The sequence below is a fragment of the Celerinatantimonas sediminis genome (assembly GCF_046054195.1).
Taxonomy (GTDB): Bacteria; Pseudomonadota; Gammaproteobacteria; order Enterobacterales; family Celerinatantimonadaceae; genus Celerinatantimonas.
The window spans coordinates 143,071-163,798 of sequence record NZ_JBEQCS010000009.1 but is presented as its reverse complement, the minus strand read 5'-3'; the positions used below and the strand labels follow the sequence as shown (position 1 = coordinate 163,798).

Below are 20,728 nucleotides of genomic sequence, written 5' to 3'. Positions count from 1 at the left end.
TGTAACGATTTTTGGCGAAACCATTATACCTTGATGCTATGCCGACTGTTTTTTGCACAAAGATCAACACTGCCTAGCAAAAAGTCAGTATTACCGCACAGCATTAAAAGTTAGCTGCGCGGTTTATATGGGTTAAATCAGCCCTTCCGTTTTTAAGGCGCGAAGCACGCTAGGTCGAGTACCAATTCGCTGTTGATAGTGCGTTAGGTTTTCCCATTGGTTTAGGTCGACTTTGACAATATTCATCCAGTTTAGAACGGTAAACAGATAGGCATCTGCAATAGTGAAATGTTCACCGAAGATAAATTCACGATTGCCAAGTTGTTCGCTTATCCATCCTAGCCGTTTATTCATAGTCGCTTCACTAGCGGCGCGGCTTTTCGCCTCTTGATGAGGGTTAAACATAGGGCCAATCGTTTTGTGAATTTCAGTGGCGATATAAACCATCAAGCTCTGCAGTTGATAGCGAGCAAGTCCTGAAAGTGGAAATAGCTGTTTATTTGGGTGAAGTTCAGCTAAATATTGGCTGATCACACAGCCTTCTGTTAATACATTACCATCGTCAAGCGCCAGTGCGGGTACGTAACCTTTGGCATTTACTGTGGAATAATCTTCGCCACTTTGAGTCTTCTTCGATTTGAGATCAACCTGTTCTAAGGTGTGAGGCAGTTCGAGTTCTTCAAGAACGATATGGGGCGCTAGCGAACAGGCTCCTGGGGCAAAATACAGTTTCATAAGACTCCCTTGTGATTAATTGCGTCTTTGCAAATACTCTAGTTTTATCACAGCTTTTACGATTCAGATACCAGCGTAAAGCGATCTTGGTGCAATATTCATCGCTTTGTTAAAAACTAAAGGCCGCAGAGTATAAAATTTGCCATTTTTAGTCTTTTGTTTAAACGCACTCATTATTTTTTGAGCGATAATTTAATCTCAAGAGCTTTAGTTTTGCGATTTTGTGCCCGCATAAATTATTTTAGCCATGATAAAATCAATTTTGCACCTTGCTTGTATTTTTGCATGCATAGAAAGTTGTCTTCAGAGGTCGAGTTGTCATGTTGCAGAAAACTGCTGTCGAATTGTTTTTAGATGAATTAGCCATTCCCTATCAAAGTATTCAGTTTATCCGTGACCAGCCCAATGTGCCGGTACGATCCGAGCCAACCGTTAGCTGGGAAAAAGTGTATAAAACGCTCGCGTTAACAGGTAAACGCACAGGCCCGGTTATCGCTGTGGTGCCCGTGCAAGCTCGAATGTCTTATAAGAAATTGGCAAAAGTTTCTGGTAATCGCAGTGTCGGGATGGTCGATAATGAAAAACTCATTGCGACAACGGGTTATGAGCATGGTGCGAATAACCCGGTAGGAATTTGGCGAAATAAAGGTTACCCCATATTCTTTGATGAAAAAGCCCGCCATCAATGTCAAATCTGTGTTTCTTCAGGAGAAGTTGGCCGCGCCATGCTGGTCGATACGCTCTCTTTAGCTGATTTAGTACATGCTCAGTTTAGTGATTTATTAGAGAGTTAATGACCTAAACTCCCTAACGTTTTGGCTGATTTTGCTTGAGAGCAATAGATGAGTTGTTAAGATATTCAAATGCAACAAAACGACGGCGTCTTAATGACTTAGCTTAGACACCGCCCAAATCAGTAACTAGAGGAGGAATAGATGCAAATTAACTTAGCCGATAAACTCGCTATTGTCACAGGCTCCACGAAAGGAATTGGTTTGGCAACAGCAACTGGACTTGCCCAATGCGGCGCTAAAGTTGTCGTGAATGGTCGAACGGATGAGGCTGTACAAAGTACTATCGCTAAAATCAAACAAACTGTTGTGGATGCTCAGTTAATTGCTGTTGCAGCCGATCTTGGTAGCAGCGAGGGCTGCGACAAACTGATTCAGGCCCAGCCACAGTGCGATATTTTGGTCAATAATATGGGGATCTTTGGCCCGAAAGATTTCTTTGAAACCGATGATAGCGTCTGGCAACAATATTTTGATGTGAACGTGATGTCTGGCGTAAGACTTGCGCGTCATTATTTGCCTGCGATGGCTGAAAAACATTGGGGACGGGTTGTGTTCTTATCTTCTGAATCCGCATTTAATATTCCAGCCGATATGATTCATTACGGTTTTTCAAAAACAGCGTGCACCAGTATCGCCAGAGGACTAGCAAAACGCATGGCTGGGACTGGTGTTACAGTGAATTCGGTATTGCCGGGGCCAACGATGAGTGAAGGTGTGGCAGACATGCTTAAAGACCAAGCCGAGCAGTCCGGACAGAGTCTTGAGCAGGCAGGCATTGCCTTTGTCAAAGCCAATCGACCATCGTCGGTTATTCAGCGGATGGCTTCGACCGAAGAAGTCGCTAACATGATTGTCTATGCATGCTCAGAGCTGTCATCTGCAACAAGTGGGGCAGCCCTTCGAGTTGATGGTGGTGTGGTTGATTCCATCGCGCCATAAATATTGCCAATAATTTAGTCAGAGAAAACAGATTTATAACGATGCCAGTCAGTTCAACTGATTGGCATTTTTTATGTCATGGTTGAATCCATGTGCACGCAATGTGCGCGTTAATGCCCCAGCATCCACTTCGCTACTGCCGGGCTACAACGGAAAATCTGAGCCGTTCAGAGTGGAAAATAGGCATGGTTAAATCGTAGCCCGGATGTAATGAAATGCAATCCGGGTTTATTTTATAGAGGTAATGTTCTCGATATTTGCAGTGAATGTCCCGGCATCCACTTCGCTGCTGCCGGGCTACAATAGAAAATCAGAGCGTTCAATGTGGAAAATAAGCATGGTTAAATCGTAGCCCGGATGTAATGAAATGCAATCCGGGGTTATTTTATAGAGGTAATGTTCTCGATATTTGCAGTGAATGTCCCGGCATCCACTTCGCTACTGCCGGGCTACAACGGAAAATCAGAGCGTTCAAAGTGGAAAATAAGCGGGGTTGAATGGTAGCCCGGATGTAATGAAATGCAATCCGGAGGTTATTTTGTAGAGCTAGTGTTCTCGAAATTTGCAGTGAATGTCCCGGCATCCACTTCGCTGCTGCCGGGCTACAATAGAAAATCAGAGCGTTCAATGTGGAAAATAAGCGTGGTTGAATCGTAGCCCGGATGTAATGAAATGCAATCCGGGTTTATTTTATAGAGGTAATGTTCTCGAAATTTGCAGTGAATGCCCCAGCATCCACTTCGCTGCTGCCGGGCTACAATAGAAAATCAGAGCCGTTCAAATTGTAGAATAAGCGTGGTTCAACCGTAGCCCGGATGTAATGAAATGCAATCCGGGTTTATTTTATAGCGCTAATGTCCTCGAAATTTGTAGTGAATGCCCCGGCATCCACTTCGATTCTGCCGGGCTACAACAGAAAATCTGAGCGAAATCTCAACGAACGCTTCGCTTATCTTCATAAATTGCTCAATATGACCGCTCGATGCTTGGCAGCGAAGGTGAAAAACGGTATACAGAGGCCCGAGTTTTGGCCGTTTTATCCGACCATCAAATTGAACGGGAATTATCGTGGTTATGTTTGTGAGTAAAAGGAGTCAACGTTGATTTCTTATTTGATGGCGCATACCAACGCTGTGGTTGTTGGTGTCTGCCTAATGTTGTTATTAAGTGTATTACGTTTAAATGTGGTTATTGCATTGTGTGTGAGTGCGGTCGCGGCAGGATTGCTCGGTGGCATGAGCTTCTCTGAAGTGACCAAAGTCTTTGAAAGCGGGTTAGGTGAAGGCGCTGAGATTGCTTTAAGTTATGTGATGTTAGGGGCATTTGCTGTTGCGATTTCTCGCTCAGGATTAACCGATTGGATGGCGTCTCAGATTATCTCGCGCATTGAGGATTCGCCAAGCGCTAGTCACATTTTGCTGATGCGTACTCTTGTTTGCTCGCTACTTTTAATGATGGCTATCTTCAGTCAAAACCTTATTCCGGTGCACATCGCATTTATTCCTATTTTAGTGCCACCGCTGTTGCATGTGATGAACCATCTTAAACTTGATCGGCGGTTAATTGCTTGTGTACTTACCTTCGGCCTGATTACCCCGTATATGGTTTTGCCCGTTGGATTTGGTGGGGTTTTCTTAAATCAGTTACTGGCGGGGAACTTAGCGCAAAATGGGCTTCAAATTGATCCGGCTAAAGTTGCGCCAGCGATGTGGATCCCGGCTATTGGGATGGTAGTCGGATTGTTGATTGCCGTGTTTATCAGTTACCGAAAACCGCGAGTTTATGACGATAAAGAGCTGCTTGAGAAGTTGCCAGAGATCCGAACACCATCGGTGTTTTCGATTATTGTTGCAATCGTAGCGGCACTCGTTGCTCTGGGAGTTCAGTTGTATTCAGGCTCCATGATTTTTGGTGCGCTTAGTGGCTTAGCGGTGTTCTTTTTATTAGGCCAAGTCAGTTGGCAACAATCGCAACATGTCTTCTCAGGTGGCGTTGAGCTGATGGCTATGATCGGCTTTATTATGATTAGCGCAGCAGGTTTTGCGGCGGTCATTCGTGCCACCGGTGATGTTCATACGCTGGTTAATACGCTAAGTGGTTGGCTCGGCAGTAATCAAGCGGTGGCGGCTGCCAGCATGCTGATTGTCGGGCTAGTGATTACCATGGGCATTGGCTCTTCATTTAGTACTATTCCGATTATCGCCACGATTTATGTGCCGCTATGTTTGCACTTGGGCTTTGATCATACTGCAACTGTCGCATTGGTGGGCACGGCAGCAGCCCTTGGGGATGCTGGCTCTCCAGCTTCTGATTCAACTCTTGGACCGACATCGGGTTTGAATGCCGATGGGCAGCATGATCATATTCGCGATAGCGTTATCCCAACATTTATCCATTACAACTTGCCATTGTTGGTCAGTGGTTGGGTCGCCGCGATGGTGTTATAGATTTTTGATAAAAATATCAGTTTAGTCGCGGGCAAGTTTCCAGTTTCTTGGAAACTTGCCTTTTTTAGATCAATATTTTTGCGGTTATTTTCCTCTAACTGGTTGTTCATCAAACGTTATTGACTTACATCAACAGTTAAAAGTAAATCTTAGGTAGCGTAGTGAGTGACCATTTTTCAGGGATTTTCGAGGAGAAAAAATATGGTTACGTCGTTATTAAATGCCTTAAATGAGAAGTGTAACCATCCCGATCTGGCAAAATTAATTTTACGTTTGTCAATTGGAATGCTGTTGTTTCATGGATTTCATAAATTAATGTCAGGTGTTGGCGGGATTGGCGCAATGCTGGTCGCACACGGTGTTCCTGAATTTGTCTCCTATGGTGTATATATCGGAGAAATTGTGGCTCCAATTCTTATCATTTTAGGGATCTTATGTCGCCCTTGTGCAATCGTTGTGTTCGGTACGATGGTTGTAGCTTGGTTATTGGTTGATGTTGATGCAACATTTGCTGTTGATAAAGTCGGTGCTTGGGCTATCGAAAGCTTGATGTTTTATGCATTGATGGCGCTCGTTGTTCTATTTGTTGGAACTGGTCGATACTCAGTTGTGAGTGAAAAATGGCGTTAGCTCTTGCGCTATAAGTAAGCTTGGGTCAGACTGGCGATTTTCGTCTGTAAGGATCCAAGTTTGCTTACCCCAGCTAAAGCAACAGGTCTTGGTCTTATTGCCATTGGTCTGTGGGCTTGTATCACAGCTGCGTTGAGAATTCTAAGCAGCTCCCTTCCTGTGCTTGGCGCACTGGCGCTGATTTATTCACTTGGTACCATACTTCAGCTATGGCTGGGTGGTTGGCCGAAATTAAAGAGTTTTCCACGCCTTTATCTTGTTATTGGGGCCATTTTGTTTGTCAGCTACGAGTTATGCATGTCGTTATCGGTGGGCTTTGCCATTAGCAATCAACAAGCTATCGAAGTGAGTATGCTGAACTATCTGTGGCCTGCGCTGACGGTTTGGTTTGCTATTTTAAGCGAAAAACGACTTGGCCATGTTGGACTCTATATTGGTATTATCTTGTGTTTATTTGGCGAGTTGCTTGTTGTTGGCCAAGGACATATTAGCTTTGCAATGCTCTTGTCGCATCTTGCCAGTAACCCCTTTAGCTATATTCTTGCAACCACCGGAGCGGTGCTTTGGGCCTTGTATTGCGTCTTAACCAAACACCTGGCTAAGGGGCATGATGGAATTGTATTTTTCTTCATGCTGGTGGCGCTCTCTTTGTGGATTCAATATGCGCTAAGTGCCGAAGCTGCGTTTTCAATGGCTATGTTTTCGCCATCGTTATTGGGTTATTTAGCTTTGGCCGCCGTCGCAATGGGCGGTGGTTATGCGGCTTGGAATAAAGCGCTTTTAAATGGCAATGTGACTGTTCTGGCGATCTTTTCCTATTTTATCCCGGTGTTTTCAGCATTGATTGCAGCTTGGCAGTTAGGTGTGGCGTTAAGTTGGCCATTTTGGCAAGGCTGTTTATTTATTAGCCTCGGTTCTGTGTTGTGTTGGTGGGTTACCCGTGGGCGCCGCGAGCAAGCTCCGGTTGCATCCGTTTCCTAAAATTCAATATTTCGTACAAATGCATAGTTTTCTCATTGAAAAGCCCTTTAGTGGGCTTTTTTTTCATCTTTATAACTCCTAATCAATGTTCTGCGCGTCATCTAAACGTTCGAGATTTCGAACGTTGCTATTCGCTAATTTTCCAGATTTCAAACAAATGATATCGATTAAAAATTAATAAATATTTATTTTTCAATAGGTTAAATTATATTTTTTAGTTGGCACAGGCCTTGCTCTTATAAGAATGACTAACATAATTTAGCGAAAGGAAAGACGATGTTTGAACAAGAAACTAGTGCGTTAAGTGGCCGTCAGGTTCTCGTCCGTGCCGATATCAACAAAGGGACAGCTTTCTCAGAAGCCGAACGTAAAGAATTAAACTTAGAAGGTTTGCTTCCTCCTTCTGTGGAAGATTTAGACCTGCAGGTTAAACGTGTTTTAGATCACTTAGATGAAATTAAAGATGAATTGCATCAGTATGTTTATCTGATTGACTTAGAAGAACGTAACCAGACTGTCTTCTATAAAACAATTATGAGCGATCCTAAACGTTTCATTCCAATTTTGTATGATCCAGTTGTTGCTGATGCGTGTTTAAAATTCGGTTATATCTACCGTCGTCCTCGTGGTTTGTACATCACTCGTTACATGAAAGGTCGTATTGCTGATGTACTGCGAAACTGGCCTGAAAAAGATGTTCGTTTTATCTGTGCCACAACCGGCGGTCGTATCCTTGGTTTAGGTGATATTGGTGCAAATGGTATGGGGATCCCAGTTGGTAAATTGCAGCTTTACACTGCATGTGCTGCGGTTCCACCAGAAGGTTTGTTGCCAGTATTGTTTGATATCGGTACTGCCAATGAAGAGTTGCGTAACGACCCATATTACTTGGGAACTCGTGAAGCACCACTTTCTGAACAAGAAGTCGATGAATTAACTGAAGAGTTTGTTCAGGCAATTCAAGAAGTATTCCCAGATTGTTGCTTGCACTTTGAAGACTGGAAAGGGACTCAGGCAATCCGGATGCTGAATCGTTATAAAGATAAGATCCTTTGCTATAACGATGATATTCAAGGCACTGCAAGTGTGGTTCTGGCAGGGATCGCAGGCGGTTTGAATATCAAGAAAGAAGAACTTAAAAACCAGCGTGTCTTCTTCTATGGCGCGGGTTCAGCAGGTACTGGGATCGCCAAACTGGTTAAAGCTGAAATGTTGACAGAAGGTGTTAGCGAAGAAGAAGCTAATTCACGCATTGCCATGTTTGATGTGAATGGGCTGATTTGTAGCTCTCGCGACGACCTCAACGAAGCTCAAGCACCATTTGCGCACAATGTTGAACATACTGATAACCTGATTGAAGCGCTGAAAATGTTCAAACCAACCATCATTGTTGGTGCGAGTACTCATGCGGGCGGATTCACTCAGCAAGTCGTTGAAACGTTATGTGAATTTAGCGATCAGCCGATGATCTTTGCAATCTCTAATCCAACTTTCAAAGTTGAATGTACTGCTGAACAAGCTTACACCTGGTCAAAAGGTAAAGCGCTGTTTGCTGCGGGTGTGCAGTTCCCAGACTTTGAACTGAACGGTAAATTGCATCGTCCAGGTCAAGCCAACAACTTCTACATCTACCCAGCTATTGGTCTGGCAACTTATGTTGCAAAACCAAAACTGCTGAACGATGAATGTTTCATTGTGGCCGCTCACGCGGTTGCCGATCAGATCAATCCTCAAATGCGTGAACAAGGAATGTTGTTCCCAAGTCAGGACAACATTTTAGAATCTGAAATCCAAACTGCAGCCAAAGTTGTTGAATACATGTTTGACTCAGGCTTGGCTCAAGTTGAACGCCCTGCTGACATTCGTCAGTGGATTGAAGGCCAGTTATACACTCCTAAATACTAATAACGACCTAGAACCATGTAAAAGAGCGCAGGGCTTAGGCCCTGGCTCTTCTAAAAGGACATTAAATCATGTTCGCTATTCATGCAATTATCAATACATTTCATCACTACCCAGATATTGCTATTTACCTCACGCTGGCAGTTGGTTTCTGGGCAGGACGATTAAAATTTGGTTCCTTTAGTTTAGGAACTGTGACAACAACCCTGATTGCTGGTTTGATTATCGGCCAGATGAACGTGCCAATTCCGCATGTTCTACAATCAACATTCTTTGCCATGTTCTTATTTGCAGTTGGCTTCTCAGTTGGACCGCAGTTTATTCGGGCGATTCGCTCAGATGGTCTGCCGCAGGTCTTCTTTGCCATTATTGTCTGCATCAGTGGTCTGGCAACTGCTTGGGTTTTAGGCCATATGCTTGGCTATAACAACGCTCTGACTGCGGGGCTGCTTTCTGGTGGTTATACCAACTCCACTGTGTTAGGGGTTGCCAATAACTTGATTGCTAACAGCGGAATGAGCAAAGAAAAAATCGCTGAACTGTTAGCTCTGTTGCCAGTGGCTTATGCCGTGACTTACCCATTTGGTACAGCTGGTTCTGCCTGGGTTTTAGGAACATTGGCTCCAAAATTATTTGGCTTCAATCTTCCTGAAGTTTGTCGGGACTACGAACGTAAACACGGTAAAACTGGCGATCTCGGTACAACTGCTTATCGTAACTTGATTGCTCGCGCTTATAAAATCACTAGCAGTAGTGCTGCGAATAAAACTGTTCGTGAAATCGAACAGCTGTGTGATGGCCAGATTTTCATTCGCCGCGTTCGTCACGATGGTGAAATCATTGAAACTCAAGGCGATACACTGATTCACAACCATGACACCATCATCGCCTCTGGGTCGATGGATAATTTGTTGAAGTTCGAATCGCTATTAGGTGAAGAAGTTCATGACTCGCAGCTGTTGGAATTTCGCACCGAAGAACTCGAAGTCGTTGTGCAAAACAGTCAGTTTATCGGTCAGCCACTTAGCGCTTTACGTACTCAGTTAATGAGTGAGCCAGGTCGCGGACTGTTCATCAAAGGAGTGAGCCGTGATGATGCAGCACTTACACAAGACGATCCTATTCTGGCTAAAGGTGATGTTATTCGTTTGTTGGGTGCATTTCAGGACGTTAAAAAAATTGCCAAACAAATCGGTAATATTGCCGCCAAAGGCAACAAAACCGACGTGTCCTTCATGGGTTTCGGGATTGTTATAGGCTCTTTGTTAGGCGCAATTACGATTCACATCGCGGGTATTCCATTAAGTTTCGGAACCTCTGTTGGTGCGATTGTAGCTGGGATTGCTTGTGGCTATATTCACAACAAAAAACGTAGCTATGGTCAGATCCCATCAGCTGCCATCTGGGTATTTAATAACATCGGCTTGAACGGCTTTATTGCCATTGTTGGTCTTAATGCTGCGCCACGTTTTATTTCCGGGCTGGAACACTATGGCGTGATGCTGTTTATCGCTGGTATTCTGGTGACTTGTATTCCATTGTTCGTAGGTTTGATACTCGGGCATTTTGTGTTTAAATTCCACCCAGGAATTTTAGTCGGCGCATGTGCTGGGGCTCGTTCAACGACAGCTGCCCTTGGCGCGGTGGTCGATGCCTGCGATAGCAACGTACCAGTTTTAGGTTATACCATTGGTTATGCCGTATCGAGGGTCGTGATGGCACTGCTTACAGTCGTTGTCATTAACTTCTTCTAAACTGGTTAAATCATAAGCCACTGAATTGATAGTCTCAATTTAGTGGCTTTAAAACTTATTCTGCTCAAGGTGAAAACCGCTCGTGCAACCTCGTAATCTGTTGGCTAAGTTTTTCTGGTCCGATACCCGTTTTTTAATTTTAATCGCGATTCTAGTGACCGGTTCTATCGGCTGGATCTGTTATGAATATACAACGCATAACCAACTTAGCGAGTTAGAACAGCGCCAGCTTTCATCGTTGCATATTTTCCAACAAAATATTCATCAGCAGATTAATAAATATGGCTTATTGCCACTATATCTGAGCCATGATAAGCGGGTGATGGAAACATTGAGCCGTCGCTTAACGCAATCATCCCAGCAATCACTGAACCAGTATCTAGCTCATCTAAATCAGGCGGTAGGCGCGATTGCCAGTTACATTATTAATGGTAAAGGCAGAGTCATTGCTTCAAGCAACTTTGAGCACAATGATAGTTTTGTTGGCCATGATCTCTCTTATCGACCCTATTTTCGTAATGCTCAGGATAATAATGTCACCGGTTACTATGGCATTGGCACAACCAGCGCTCGGCCAGGGTATTTTTTAACGACCGCCATTATTCTCAATCATAAACGCATCGGCGTTGCGGTGACTAAAGTTAGCCTAGATAGCTTTAAACAGGATAGCCTCAATGGTGAGCATCCGGTGTTACTGACAGACCGCTACGGCGTAGTGGTTATTTCATCTCTAAAGCACTGGCAATATCGCTCATTAAAACCACTTTCTGAATCGGTATTAAAAGAGTTCAATCAAACTCAGCGCTACGATCATCGGGTTTTACAAAGTCTACATTGGCAGACTCTTAAAACACTAAGCAATAATGCCGAAATGGTCGCGATTACGATTGATGGACATCGGCAAAGCTATTTAGCGGTGTCGCGTTATATGCCGAAACTGCGCATGACATTGACCGTGTTAACCAGTGCCAGTAGCGTTCGCGCGCTTGCGTATAGCCGCTCTGTTGCTGTTGGTACTTTATCTGCTGTGCTCTTTTTAGCATGGCTCTCCTTGGTGTTGCGGCACAAAGCACTAACGATTCGTCGCCAGTCGCAATTGGCATTAGAAGAGCTCAATACTCATTTGGAGGAAAAAGTTGCGAAGCGCAGCTCGCAGCTAAAAGAGACCATCGCTAAACTACGCGCTGAAATTGATGAAAAAAATAAAGCGTTTGAACAGCTCAAAGGGTTTCAAAAAGAGCTGATTCGAACTGAAAATCATGCGGTAATCGGTCAGCTTTCAGCGGGGATTGCTCATGAAATTAACCAGCCTTTAGCGGCATTAAGCACGCTCTCTGGCAATACTGAGCGCTTTTTAGAGCAGGGCGATGTCGAAAATGTGAAATCAAATCTGCAACGGATCTCGTCACTGGTGGACCGATTAGCCAAATTAACCACCCAGTTACGGAATTTTTCGCGTCGCAGCGATGATCACCTCTCCATCATTGATATTGATGGCTGCATCGATGGCGCTCTGGCGCTTTTGAATTATCAAATTCGCAAAGCCCATGTGCTCGTGTCTTGCCATGCCCCCAATGAGCCTTTATACACGCGTGCCAATGCGGTTCAACTTGAACAGGTTTTAGTCAACCTCATCAGTAATGCGGTGGATGCGTTAGAGAATAATGAGAAAAAGCTGATTGATATCTACTGGTATAAAAGCGCGTATCGTGTCTACATTCAGATTTATGACAATGGGATGGGGTTGACCGATGCCGTTAAAGAACATCTGTTCGAGCCTTTTTTTACAACCAAAAAAAATACCGGTTTAGGTTTGGGCTTAGCGCTGTCAGCCAGTATTATTCGTCATTTCGATGGTAAATTGCTGGCTGAAAATCAAAATCCAGGAAGCTGTTTTACCATTGAACTGCCAGTTTTGACGGGTGATAAAGATGAGTGAGAAACAACAAGTCATTGTAATTGAAGACGATGAAGATGTTCGCTTCGGTTGTGTCCAGACCCTCAAGTTAGAGGGGATTGATGCAAAAGGAGTGGAAGCTGTTGAGCAGCTCAAATCTCTGGACATCCGTGAATTTCATGGTGTGATTGTCACCGATATCTGGCTGCCTGGCATGAATGGTTTGGATTACTTGCAGCAGCTGATGGGAGAAGACTCAGAACTGCCGGTGATCCTCATTACTGGCCATGGCAACGTTGAAACAGCGGTCCAAGCCATGCGAGATGGTGCTTATGACTTCATTGAAAAACCCTTTAAACCAGAGCAATTAGTGGCTGTTATTCGAAGGGCTTTGGATAAGCGCCAGTTGGTGATGAAAGTGCGCGCGTTACGCCATGAGCTCAACCACTCCAAAGGGTTGGAAAGTCGTCTTATTGGTCGCTCTGATGCGATTGTTCAGCTGCGTAAAACTATCCAGCAAGTCGCTCCTCTGCCAACCAACGTGATGCTACTTGGCGAAACGGGCTCGGGCAAAGACTTAGTTGCTAATTGTCTGCATGAGCTCAGTGGCCGCAGCGGTGAATTTGTTCCATTAAACTGCGGCGGCCTGCCTGAGAGCTTATTTGAAAGCGAAGTGTTTGGCCATGAACCGGGGGCGTTTTCAGGGGCAACCAAACGGCGCATCGGTAAAATAGAGTATGCTGATAAAGGCACGCTGTTTCTTGATGAAATCGAGAGTATGCCGATGCAGATGCAGGTGAAATTTTTGCGCGTTTTACAGGATCAAAAAGTTGAGCGGCTCGGGGATAATCAGTCGCGCAGCGTTGATTTTCGTACCGTTGCAGCGACCAAAGCAAATTTGGTGCAAATGGCTGAACAAGGGGAGTTTCGCGCAGATCTTAATTTTCGACTCAATGTGGTTACGCTTATCATTCCGCCACTTCGTGAGCGCCGTGAAGATATTCCGCTGTTGTTTGCTAAGTTTGTCCAAGAGATGAGTGAGCGCCTGGCAAGTCCTGCCCCTGAACCAGACTCGCAACTGATGCATAAATTGATGACCCACGAATGGCCAGGCAATGTTCGAGAGCTGCGCAATGTGGCAGAGCGATTTGTGCTGGGGCTGAATGTGGCCGACTTTGCCAATGAAAGGGAATATAATCTGGACGATTACATTGCCAGTTTTGAAAAAACGCTGATCATCGATGAGTTACGTCGCCATGACGGTAACATTTCACAATCAGCGCAAGTATTAGGGATCCCGAAAACGACCCTTTATAGTCGAATTCGCAAACTGGGAATTGAGCCACGTAAGCTCAAAACCCACGATTAATTTTTTTGGCCAAGATTGGCTGTCAGTGTGGCAGGCCCAGTTTTGGGCCTGCTATTTTTTTATTCCCAAACGCGTTTAGCAACTTCACGAACCAGCGCAATTTTATCCCACTGTTGTTGTTCGCTCAGATTATTGCCTTCTTCGGTTGACGCAAAACCACACTGAGTGCTCAGGTAGAGGCGCTCAAGCGGAATATACTGAGTTGCTTCTTTGATGCGAGCGGCGATGGCATCGGCATCTTCAAGTTCCGGTATTTTTGAGCTAACCAGACCCAACACGACTTTTTTATCCCCAGTCACTTCAGCCAAAGGTGAGAAATCACCCGCGCGGTCAGTATCAAATTCAAGGTAGTAGGCGTTTACGTTTTCTTTGCCAAACAGCACTTTTGCAATCGGAGCATAACCACCACTCGCTGCCCAAGTTGAACGGTAGTTACCGCGGCAAACATGGGTGTTGATGACGATTTCTGTAGGGGCATTAGCAATCGAATCGTTGTTCACTTTCAGATATTTTTCAGCAATATCAGCCACATTAGCCGTATGATCTAATGTTCCATGGCTATGACCGCAGCTGCAAACTTCTTCTGGTGATGGCGTATCAGCAGCTCCTCTTGATGCAAATTTAGGGTCAACTAACATGCCCCAAGTGCAATCATCTAGTTGTAAGTTGCGACAACCTGCGTTGTATAGCTCTTTAATAAAGGTTTGATAAGCTTTGGCAATATCATTAATCAGTTCATTGTTATCGGGGTAGATTTCTTGGGTTTTTTTCACATTATCGGGGCGTTCTAATTCTGCTAAAAATTGCGCTGGTGCAGGGATCGTCAGACGAGGCAAATGTGATGGACCTGCTAAGTTTGCCAGAAATTTAAAGTGCTCGATAAATGGGTGGTTTTCACCGGTGATTTTACCGGTTAACTCGGCGCTTTCTGGACGAGTTTCAACGTCAGCGAAAATATAACCTTTAGGAATGGCTTTTTTCACTACGCCATTGAGTCCCCACATAAAATCTAGATGCCACCAGCTGCGGCGGTATTCACCATCGGTGATCCCTTTTAAACCGGCTGCCTTTTGTTTTTCAACTAACTCGATAATGGCTTTATCTTCAACCGCTTTTAATTGCTCGGCATCGATTTGTCCATTCGCAAATTGACTACGAGCGTCGTGTAGGTATTGAGGGCGTAAAAAGCTGCCAACGATATCCGCGTGAAATGGGGCATGAAGTTGTGCTTGAGACATGGTGAGCTCCTTAAAATGCAAATCTGTTTTTATTGAACCCACTCAGACTACCACGGACGTTTAGACGTCCAATTGAAAAAAATTCATATTTAAAGATTTAATAATTCACTAATTTTTATTATTGATATCGATTTCATAATAACTCATTGATTATGAATATATTATTATAGATGTTTAGATGTCTTCATGAATTAATTTCAATTTATTGGTGTCAGACACACTAACTTTAAATCACTCGCTGCGCTCACTTGCAAGTTGATCTGCTGAAACTGACAATGGCCAAGCGTTGGATGAATAAAATAGCGGATGCCGCCATCGCGGTAACGCGCTTGCTGCGTTTGCCATAATGCTTTAAACAGTTCGCTTTGCTCCTGCAATTGCTGAACAAACTCGGCCATTTTTTCTGTTTCACTGTGATGGGCATATTCAGGGCGAAATTCAGCGACGAGCCGTTGGGCGCGCTCTGACCAATTCGGGATTAATGTCTGTGCCGCTGGGTTTAAAAAGGTGTAGCGCAGCAGATTTCGCTCGCTTTGTGATTCATCTAGCCAGCCGATAAATAGCTCGGTAGCTTGAGTATTCCAGCTTAGCGCATTCCAGTATGAGTCAAGTAGATAACAGGGGCCATTGAACTGCTCTGGCAATTTTAAAATCGGCTCACTGATATTTTTAGATTGTGCGCTTTGCATATCTGGATAGGGGTCATATTTGCCAGCCAGTTCAAATAAGGTGGCCCGTTCAGCTGCATTGAGTTTTAGCACTTGAGCCAGTCTGGCTAAGACCGAAACGGAAGCCGTTTGGCTACGTCCTTGTTCTAATCGCGTCAACCAGTTGGTGCTTAATCCAGCTTCTTCGGCAAGCTCTTCGCGGCGATAACCAGGCGTGCGCCGCCGAGTGGTACGCGTTTCTGGTGGCGAGAGCTGTTCTCGGTGGGCGCGGATAAATTGTCCCAATAAGTTCTGAGCCTTCAACATGGTAGCTTTTATCCCCCTATATTTTCTATGCTTGTTGCCAGATACCGTTGTACAGACAATGGCCGCATATCGAAAGCCAATTGGTCATAAAGGAGCGGATCTTGAGCGAAAATTCACATCAGAAGTTAGTGCAGGCGCAGTTTAACCCACAGGCAACTGCCTACTTAAATAGTGCAGTTCATGCCAAAGGTAACGATTTATTACTATTAAAACAACAAATTGATAACAATCTGCAGGCTCATGTGCTGGATATGGGCTGTGGCGGTGGGCATGTGAGTTTTACCTTGGCAAGCCAAGTGAAACAAGTGTGTGCCTATGATATTTCTCAGTCGATGTTAGACGTTGTGGCTAAAGAAGCGGCTCATCGCGGTTTAACCAATATTGAGGTGTGTCAGGGCGATGTTGCCAGTTTGCCGTTTGCTCAAGATAGTTTTGATTTTGTGGTCACCCGTTACAGTGCTCATCACTGGCCCCATTGGGAGAGAGCATTGAGCGAGATTCGTCGGGTTCTTAAGCCAACAGGTAAGGCCATAATCATTGATGTGATTTCGTGTGATAATCCTCTGTTAGACAGTTTTTTACAAACCATTGAGATGATTCGCGACCCATCGCATGTTCGGGATTTTTCTCTTTCGCAGTGGGCTGCTGGGTTATCAAAACATGGTTTACAGATTGAGTCATGCCAACAATTTGGATTATTTTTAGAGTATCAAGCATGGATTGCCAGAATGCAGCCGCCAAGTGAACATGTGGCGACAATTCGCTCTTTAACGGCGTTGGCCGCAGAGCAAGTGCGCAGATACTATGGGATTGATGCCGACGGCAGTTTTACACTGCAATCGGCATTTATTGTGGCGCATTAACGTTTCAGTGTCAGAAACAAAGCTGCTCGGCTAGAAATTCTAGCGAGCGGCCTTGCGCGAGAGCGGCTGATGGCTGATGGTACATGCTTGGACGGCCCCAGCAGTTAAACCCATGTCCGGCATCGGGATAATCATAAAAAGTCGCGTTGTCATGCGCCGTAAAGGCGCTTTTTATTTTGGCAACGTCACTTTGTGGAATGTGATCATCATGTTCGCCATGATGAAAGATGACCGGTTGTGTTAAGTTTTTTGCTTCATCTAAATAATTGCTAATCCCGCCACCATAATAACAAACTGCCGCATCGATATCAGATGACGCAGCGGCTGTGCGATAGGCTAGCTTACCGCCAAGGCAATAACCGATTACGCCTATTTTCCCAGTGACTTCAGGGCGATTTTTTAGAACATCAACCGCCACACATAAGTCTTCAACTGCCTTGTCAACATCGAGTTTTGAATTGCATTCAAACGCTTTTTGCGTACCTGCTTGGTCATAATTGAGTTCGAGCATTGGCGTTAGGCGAAAGAAAACATCTGGGCAAAGTACGACAAAACCTGCTTGAGCATAGCCATCAGCTACAGAGCGAATATGTTGGTTGACGCCCCAGATCTCCTGAATCAAGACCAAAGCAGGTCCTTTGCCTGTGGGCGGCACAGAGAGATAGCCATTAAAGTCTTCATCGCTTTGTAACTTAATCCAATTTTTTTGCACATTGACCTCTCTTAGTTGATGGGTTGTTGGTGGAACATCATTGTATGACCCACCTTTGTATTATTAGCTTTGTGTATGTGTGATCAAGAGGTAAGTGAAATGTTGTGAAGATTTTTCAAAAAAAGCCGAGAGATTATTGATAAATCTTGGCGCTATTCATGCAGTTCATTAATAAAGCATCATTTGCAGCGCGATAAGATGACATTTGTGTGTGATCAATGACAATGGTTGATACTTTTGATGGATACATCACTGCGCTTATTAATGTAGTTATCGTACTCTAAGCGAGCCATCAATAAAAAAATCACTAGTCAGTTGCCCTAATCGATTAACGAGATCTATTTCACAAATTTGTCATTTTTCACAAAAATGAACCAGAGTTTCGATTTGAATCACGAAGCTGATTCCTTTTTAAAACTATTATTTGATTAAATCAAAACAATGTTTCAAGGGAATAGAAAGATGAATTACGATTATCTGGTGATAGGAGGCTATTTTCTGCTGATGATTGTTATCGGCGTGATATTTAAAAAAATGGCCTCAAACAGTAGTAGTGATTACTTCCGTGGAGGCGGGAGAATGCTCTGGTGGATGGTGGGGGCTACCGCCTTCATGACGCAGTTCTCCGCCTGGACGTTTACCGGCGCTGCAGGGAAGGCATTTAGCGACGGTTTCACTATCTTGGGTGTTTTCATTGGGAACATTCTAGCTTATGTGGCTGCCTATTTTTATTTTGCTCGGCGGTTCCGTCAGATGCGTGTCGATACTCCAACTGAAGGTGTTCGGCGCCGTTTTGGTAGCGTTAACGAACAATTCTTCACTTGGGTGATCATTCCTCTGAGTGTGATTAACGCAGGGGTTTGGTTAAACGGATTAGGCGTGTTTGCGTCGGCAGTATTTAAAGCCGATATCACGACCACTATCTGGGTTACAGGGATTGTTGTGTTACTGATCTCGTTGATTGGTGGCGCATGGGGGGTTGTCGCTTCTGACTTTATTCAGACACTGGTGGTTGCCGTTATTTCGATAGCTTGTGCCATTGTTGCATTAGTTGTGGTTGGTGGACCGGGTCAGATTATCACGAAGTTCCCATCTGGATTTATCATGGGTCCAGACATGCACTTCCCGTTATTGCTCATCGGTAGTTTCTTCTTCTTTATTGTCAAACAGTTGCAAAGTATCAATAACATGCAGGAATCTTATCGTTTCCTGAATGCTAAAGATTCTAAAAACGCCAGTAAAGCGGCGATCTTAGCGATGATTTTGATGATTTGCGGTGCAATTATTTGGTTCATTCCACCATGGGCTAGCGCAATTTTGTATCCAAATGCGGCTCAGGCTTATCCTGAATTGGGCGCTAAAGCAACTGACGCGGTTTATCTGGTTTTCGCTCGTAATGCGATGCCAGTTGGGACGGTTGGTTTATTGATGGCGGGTTTGTTTGCAGCAACCATGTCTTCGATGGATTCAGCTCTAAACCGTAACTCAGGGATTTTTGTTCGCAGTTTCTACTCCAACGTGCTGCGTAAACATCAATCTAGCGATAAAGAAAACCTTATCGCCGGACAGATAGTTTGTATCATCAATGGGATTTTAGTAATCGTCATGGCTCAGTTCTTCAACTCACTGAAACATATGAGCTTGTTCGATCTGATGATGACAATCGCTACCTTGTTGCAATCACCTATTTTGGTTCCGTTGTTCGCTGGTATCTTTATTCGTAAAACGCCGAAATGGGCTCCTTGGGTAACTGTTATTTTCGGACTGTTTATCAGCTATATGGTCTTTGAAGTGGTTACACCAAATGTCGTTGCGAGCTGGTTTGGAGTGACTCACTTAACGGGTCGTGAATTCTCAGCACTGCGCCTAGTGGATACCATTGCCGCACACTTAATCTTTACCTTGGGCTTCTTCTGGTTGACCAGCTTTTTCTACAATCCAGACAAAGACCCATACAAAGAAAAAACCGACGAGTTTTTCCATGATGTTGATACTGAAGTCGTAGAAGGCCCAGGTCAGAGCGAGTTCGACCGTCAACAACGCAAAAAATTGGGAATGTTGGTTGCCATTATGGGCTGTGGCCTGGTGCTGATGGTCTTGATTCCAAACCCAATGTGGGGGCGCGTGTTGTTCTTATTCTGTGCCTTAGCTGTATTGCTGGTTGGGTATCTGTTGATGCGAAGTGCCACCAAGTCTGAAGAAAGCCTGTTAGATGTTGCGCCAAACTTACATCATCAGTAAGGCTTGCGATTTAAGTTAAAACTGACAGCCAGAGATGTTTCTGGCTGTCTTAACGATTTTTGGAGTTGTACGGTTATGCCAAAAGGAAACAAAGTTACTCTTAAATTTGAAGAAGTTAGTGATGATGAAACCGGGATTCATTACACTCGGTTAACTCCTAAAGATGTTATTTGTCATCGCAATTATTTCTACCAGAAATGCTTTAGCAAGGATGGCTCAAAGCTTTTGTTTGCAGGTGATTTCGATGGGGGCAATCGTAATTATTACCTGATGGATTTAAGTTCCCAAAGTGCAGTTCAACTGACCGAAGGTAAAGGTGATAATACCTTTGGCGGCTTTTTAAGCCATGATGAAAAATCACTTTATTATGTGAAAAATGAATCAGATCTACTCGAAGTGAACTTAGCAACGCTTGAAGAGCGCTTAGTTTATCGGGTTCCAAGTGATTGGGTTGGTTACGGCACTTGGGTCGCCAATAGTGATTGCACGCAGTTAGTCGGGATTGAAATTGCTCGAAGCTGCTGGACGCCGTTGACGGATTGGAAAATCTTTCGGGATTTTTACTTTACCAATCCAACTTGTCGGCTCATTAATGTCGATATTCGCACCGGTGAATGTGAAGAGCTATTAAATGAGCAGCGCTGGTTAGGGCATCCGATTTATCGGCCATTTGATAACGACACCATTGCATTTTGTCATGAAGGCCCACACGATTTGGTTGAGAGAATGTGGCTGATTAATCGAACCGATGGCAAGCCAGCTCGGCGAGTGCATGAGCAGGCCAAGGGCGAATCATGTACTCATGAGTTTTGGATCCCTGATGGCAGCGCTCTTGCTTATGTTTCATATTTTAAAGGACAAACTGCGCGTCATATTTACAAAGCAGACCCCGTTACCTTAGAAAATGAATTGGTGATGCAAATGCCGCAACTATCCCATTTGATGAGTAATTACGATGGTTCATTGATGGTGGGCGATGGCTGCGATGCGCCGGTTGATGTGTCTGATAGTAAAAACTATGAAATAGAAAATGACCCATTTTTATATGTGCTGAATTGCAAAAACAAATCAGCGCACCGATTGGTCAAACATAGTAGTTCGTGGAAAGTTTTAGATGGTGATCGCCAGATTACGCATCCCCATCCGTCATTTAGTCCAGATAGTTCAAAAGTGCTTTATACCACTGATGCTGAGGGTTTACCGGCTATCTATCTGGCAGATGTTCCTGAAGCAATGAAGTAGCAAGAACAAA

At 44.3% G+C, this 20,728-nt stretch carries 16 protein-coding genes; 12 read left to right on the top strand and 4 right to left on the bottom strand.

Annotated features, from left to right (window positions below):
* Window positions 1-132 precede the first annotated feature (132 nt).
* A complete protein-coding gene (gene gstA / locus ABTQ23_RS12345) occupies window positions 133-735 on the bottom strand; it encodes a glutathione transferase GstA (protein WP_408616037.1) in 603 nt (200 codons plus the stop codon).
* Window positions 736-1,055: 320 nt separating this feature from the next.
* Here gstA and ABTQ23_RS12340 point away from each other — a divergent pair, with 320 nt between their 5' ends.
* The 9 genes from ABTQ23_RS12340 to ABTQ23_RS12300 all read left to right on the top strand — a co-directional run bounded on the left by ABTQ23_RS12340 (window position 1,056) and on the right by ABTQ23_RS12300 (window position 13,448).
* On the top strand, window positions 1,056-1,529 hold the full coding sequence (locus tag ABTQ23_RS12340) for a YbaK/EbsC family protein (RefSeq protein ID WP_408616036.1): 474 nt from the start codon (window positions 1,056-1,058) through the stop codon (window positions 1,527-1,529).
* Window positions 1,530-1,670: 141 nt separating this feature from the next.
* A complete protein-coding gene (locus tag ABTQ23_RS12335; protein ID WP_408616035.1) occupies window positions 1,671-2,468 on the top strand; it encodes an SDR family NAD(P)-dependent oxidoreductase in 798 nt (265 codons plus the stop codon).
* 1,115 nt (window positions 2,469-3,583) lie between these two features.
* A complete protein-coding gene (locus ABTQ23_RS12330; protein WP_408616046.1) occupies window positions 3,584-4,915 on the top strand; it encodes a Na+/H+ antiporter family protein in 1,332 nt (443 codons plus the stop codon).
* 201 nt (window positions 4,916-5,116) lie between these two features.
* The gene (locus tag ABTQ23_RS12325) at window positions 5,117-5,545 is read left to right on the top strand and encodes a DoxX family protein (RefSeq protein ID WP_408616034.1); all 429 of its coding nucleotides are present in this window, start codon (window positions 5,117-5,119) and stop codon (window positions 5,543-5,545) included.
* A 60-nt stretch (window positions 5,546-5,605) separates the two neighbouring features.
* The gene (yddG, locus tag ABTQ23_RS12320) at window positions 5,606-6,526 is read left to right on the top strand and encodes an aromatic amino acid DMT transporter YddG (RefSeq protein ID WP_408616033.1); all 921 of its coding nucleotides are present in this window, start codon (window positions 5,606-5,608) and stop codon (window positions 6,524-6,526) included.
* 276 nt (window positions 6,527-6,802) lie between these two features.
* Window positions 6,803-8,431 (top strand): NAD-dependent malic enzyme, encoded by a 1,629-nt coding sequence (locus tag ABTQ23_RS12315; RefSeq protein WP_408616032.1) that lies wholly within the window; start codon window positions 6,803-6,805, stop codon window positions 8,429-8,431.
* A 68-nt stretch (window positions 8,432-8,499) separates the two neighbouring features.
* Entirely contained in the window at window positions 8,500-10,182 is a 1,683-nt protein-coding gene (gene aspT / locus ABTQ23_RS12310) for an aspartate-alanine antiporter (protein ID WP_408616031.1), read from the top strand.
* 82 nt (window positions 10,183-10,264) lie between these two features.
* Complete coding sequence (locus tag ABTQ23_RS12305) at window positions 10,265-12,121, top strand: sensor histidine kinase (RefSeq protein WP_408616030.1); 1,857 nt, start codon at window positions 10,265-10,267, stop codon at window positions 12,119-12,121.
* Window positions 12,114-13,448 carry a sigma-54-dependent transcriptional regulator gene (locus ABTQ23_RS12300; RefSeq protein WP_408616029.1) on the top strand — a complete coding sequence of 445 codons (1,335 nt, stop codon included), beginning with the start codon at window positions 12,114-12,116 and terminating at the stop codon, window positions 13,446-13,448. Before ABTQ23_RS12305 ends, ABTQ23_RS12300 begins: the two co-directional genes overlap by 8 nt.
* A gap of 59 nt (window positions 13,449-13,507) precedes the next feature.
* Here ABTQ23_RS12300 and ABTQ23_RS12295 read toward each other — a convergent pair whose 3' ends face one another.
* Both ABTQ23_RS12295 and ABTQ23_RS12290 read right to left on the bottom strand, forming a co-directional pair.
* Window positions 13,508-14,686 carry a 5-methyltetrahydropteroyltriglutamate--homocysteine S-methyltransferase gene (locus ABTQ23_RS12295; protein WP_408616028.1) on the bottom strand — a complete coding sequence of 393 codons (1,179 nt, stop codon included), beginning with the start codon at window positions 14,684-14,686 and terminating at the stop codon, window positions 13,508-13,510.
* A gap of 197 nt (window positions 14,687-14,883) precedes the next feature.
* Window positions 14,884-15,660 (bottom strand): helix-turn-helix transcriptional regulator, encoded by a 777-nt coding sequence (locus tag ABTQ23_RS12290; RefSeq protein ID WP_408616027.1) that lies wholly within the window; start codon window positions 15,658-15,660, stop codon window positions 14,884-14,886.
* 101 nt (window positions 15,661-15,761) lie between these two features.
* Here ABTQ23_RS12290 and ABTQ23_RS12285 point away from each other — a divergent pair, with 101 nt between their 5' ends.
* Window positions 15,762-16,523 (top strand): class I SAM-dependent methyltransferase, encoded by a 762-nt coding sequence (locus tag ABTQ23_RS12285; protein ID WP_408616026.1) that lies wholly within the window; start codon window positions 15,762-15,764, stop codon window positions 16,521-16,523.
* 10 nt (window positions 16,524-16,533) lie between these two features.
* Here the strand turns inward: ABTQ23_RS12285 and ABTQ23_RS12280 are convergent, their stop codons facing one another.
* A complete protein-coding gene (locus ABTQ23_RS12280; RefSeq protein ID WP_408616025.1) occupies window positions 16,534-17,235 on the bottom strand; it encodes a dienelactone hydrolase family protein in 702 nt (233 codons plus the stop codon).
* A 462-nt stretch (window positions 17,236-17,697) separates the two neighbouring features.
* Here ABTQ23_RS12280 and ABTQ23_RS12275 point away from each other — a divergent pair, with 462 nt between their 5' ends.
* Both ABTQ23_RS12275 and ABTQ23_RS12270 read left to right on the top strand, forming a co-directional pair.
* Window positions 17,698-19,476, top strand: coding sequence for a sodium:solute symporter family protein (locus ABTQ23_RS12275; RefSeq protein WP_408616024.1), 1,779 nt, complete (start codon window positions 17,698-17,700; stop codon window positions 19,474-19,476).
* A 75-nt stretch (window positions 19,477-19,551) separates the two neighbouring features.
* Window positions 19,552-20,718, top strand: coding sequence for an oligogalacturonate lyase family protein (locus ABTQ23_RS12270; protein WP_408616023.1), 1,167 nt, complete (start codon window positions 19,552-19,554; stop codon window positions 20,716-20,718).
* Window positions 20,719-20,728: the final 10 nt, after the last annotated feature.

Coding starts and splice junctions, on each gene's coding strand:
- ABTQ23_RS12290 (WP_408616027.1), bottom strand. CDS start 15,660: ATGTTGAAGGCTCAGAACTTATTGGGACAATTTATCCGCGCCCACCGA.
- ABTQ23_RS12335 (WP_408616035.1), top strand. CDS start 1,671: ATGCAAATTAACTTAGCCGATAAACTCGCTATTGTCACAGGCTCCACG.
- ABTQ23_RS12270 (WP_408616023.1), top strand. CDS start 19,552: ATGCCAAAAGGAAACAAAGTTACTCTTAAATTTGAAGAAGTTAGTGAT.
- ABTQ23_RS12340 (WP_408616036.1), top strand. CDS start 1,056: ATGTTGCAGAAAACTGCTGTCGAATTGTTTTTAGATGAATTAGCCATT.
- ABTQ23_RS12315 (WP_408616032.1), top strand. CDS start 6,803: ATGTTTGAACAAGAAACTAGTGCGTTAAGTGGCCGTCAGGTTCTCGTC.
- ABTQ23_RS12275 (WP_408616024.1), top strand. CDS start 17,698: ATGAATTACGATTATCTGGTGATAGGAGGCTATTTTCTGCTGATGATT.
- ABTQ23_RS12325 (WP_408616034.1), top strand. CDS start 5,117: ATGGTTACGTCGTTATTAAATGCCTTAAATGAGAAGTGTAACCATCCC.
- ABTQ23_RS12330 (WP_408616046.1), top strand. CDS start 3,584: ATGGCGCATACCAACGCTGTGGTTGTTGGTGTCTGCCTAATGTTGTTA.
- gstA (WP_408616037.1), bottom strand. CDS start 735: ATGAAACTGTATTTTGCCCCAGGAGCCTGTTCGCTAGCGCCCCATATC.
- ABTQ23_RS12300 (WP_408616029.1), top strand. CDS start 12,114: ATGAGTGAGAAACAACAAGTCATTGTAATTGAAGACGATGAAGATGTT.
- ABTQ23_RS12295 (WP_408616028.1), bottom strand. CDS start 14,686: ATGTCTCAAGCACAACTTCATGCCCCATTTCACGCGGATATCGTTGGC.
- aspT (WP_408616031.1), top strand. CDS start 8,500: ATGTTCGCTATTCATGCAATTATCAATACATTTCATCACTACCCAGAT.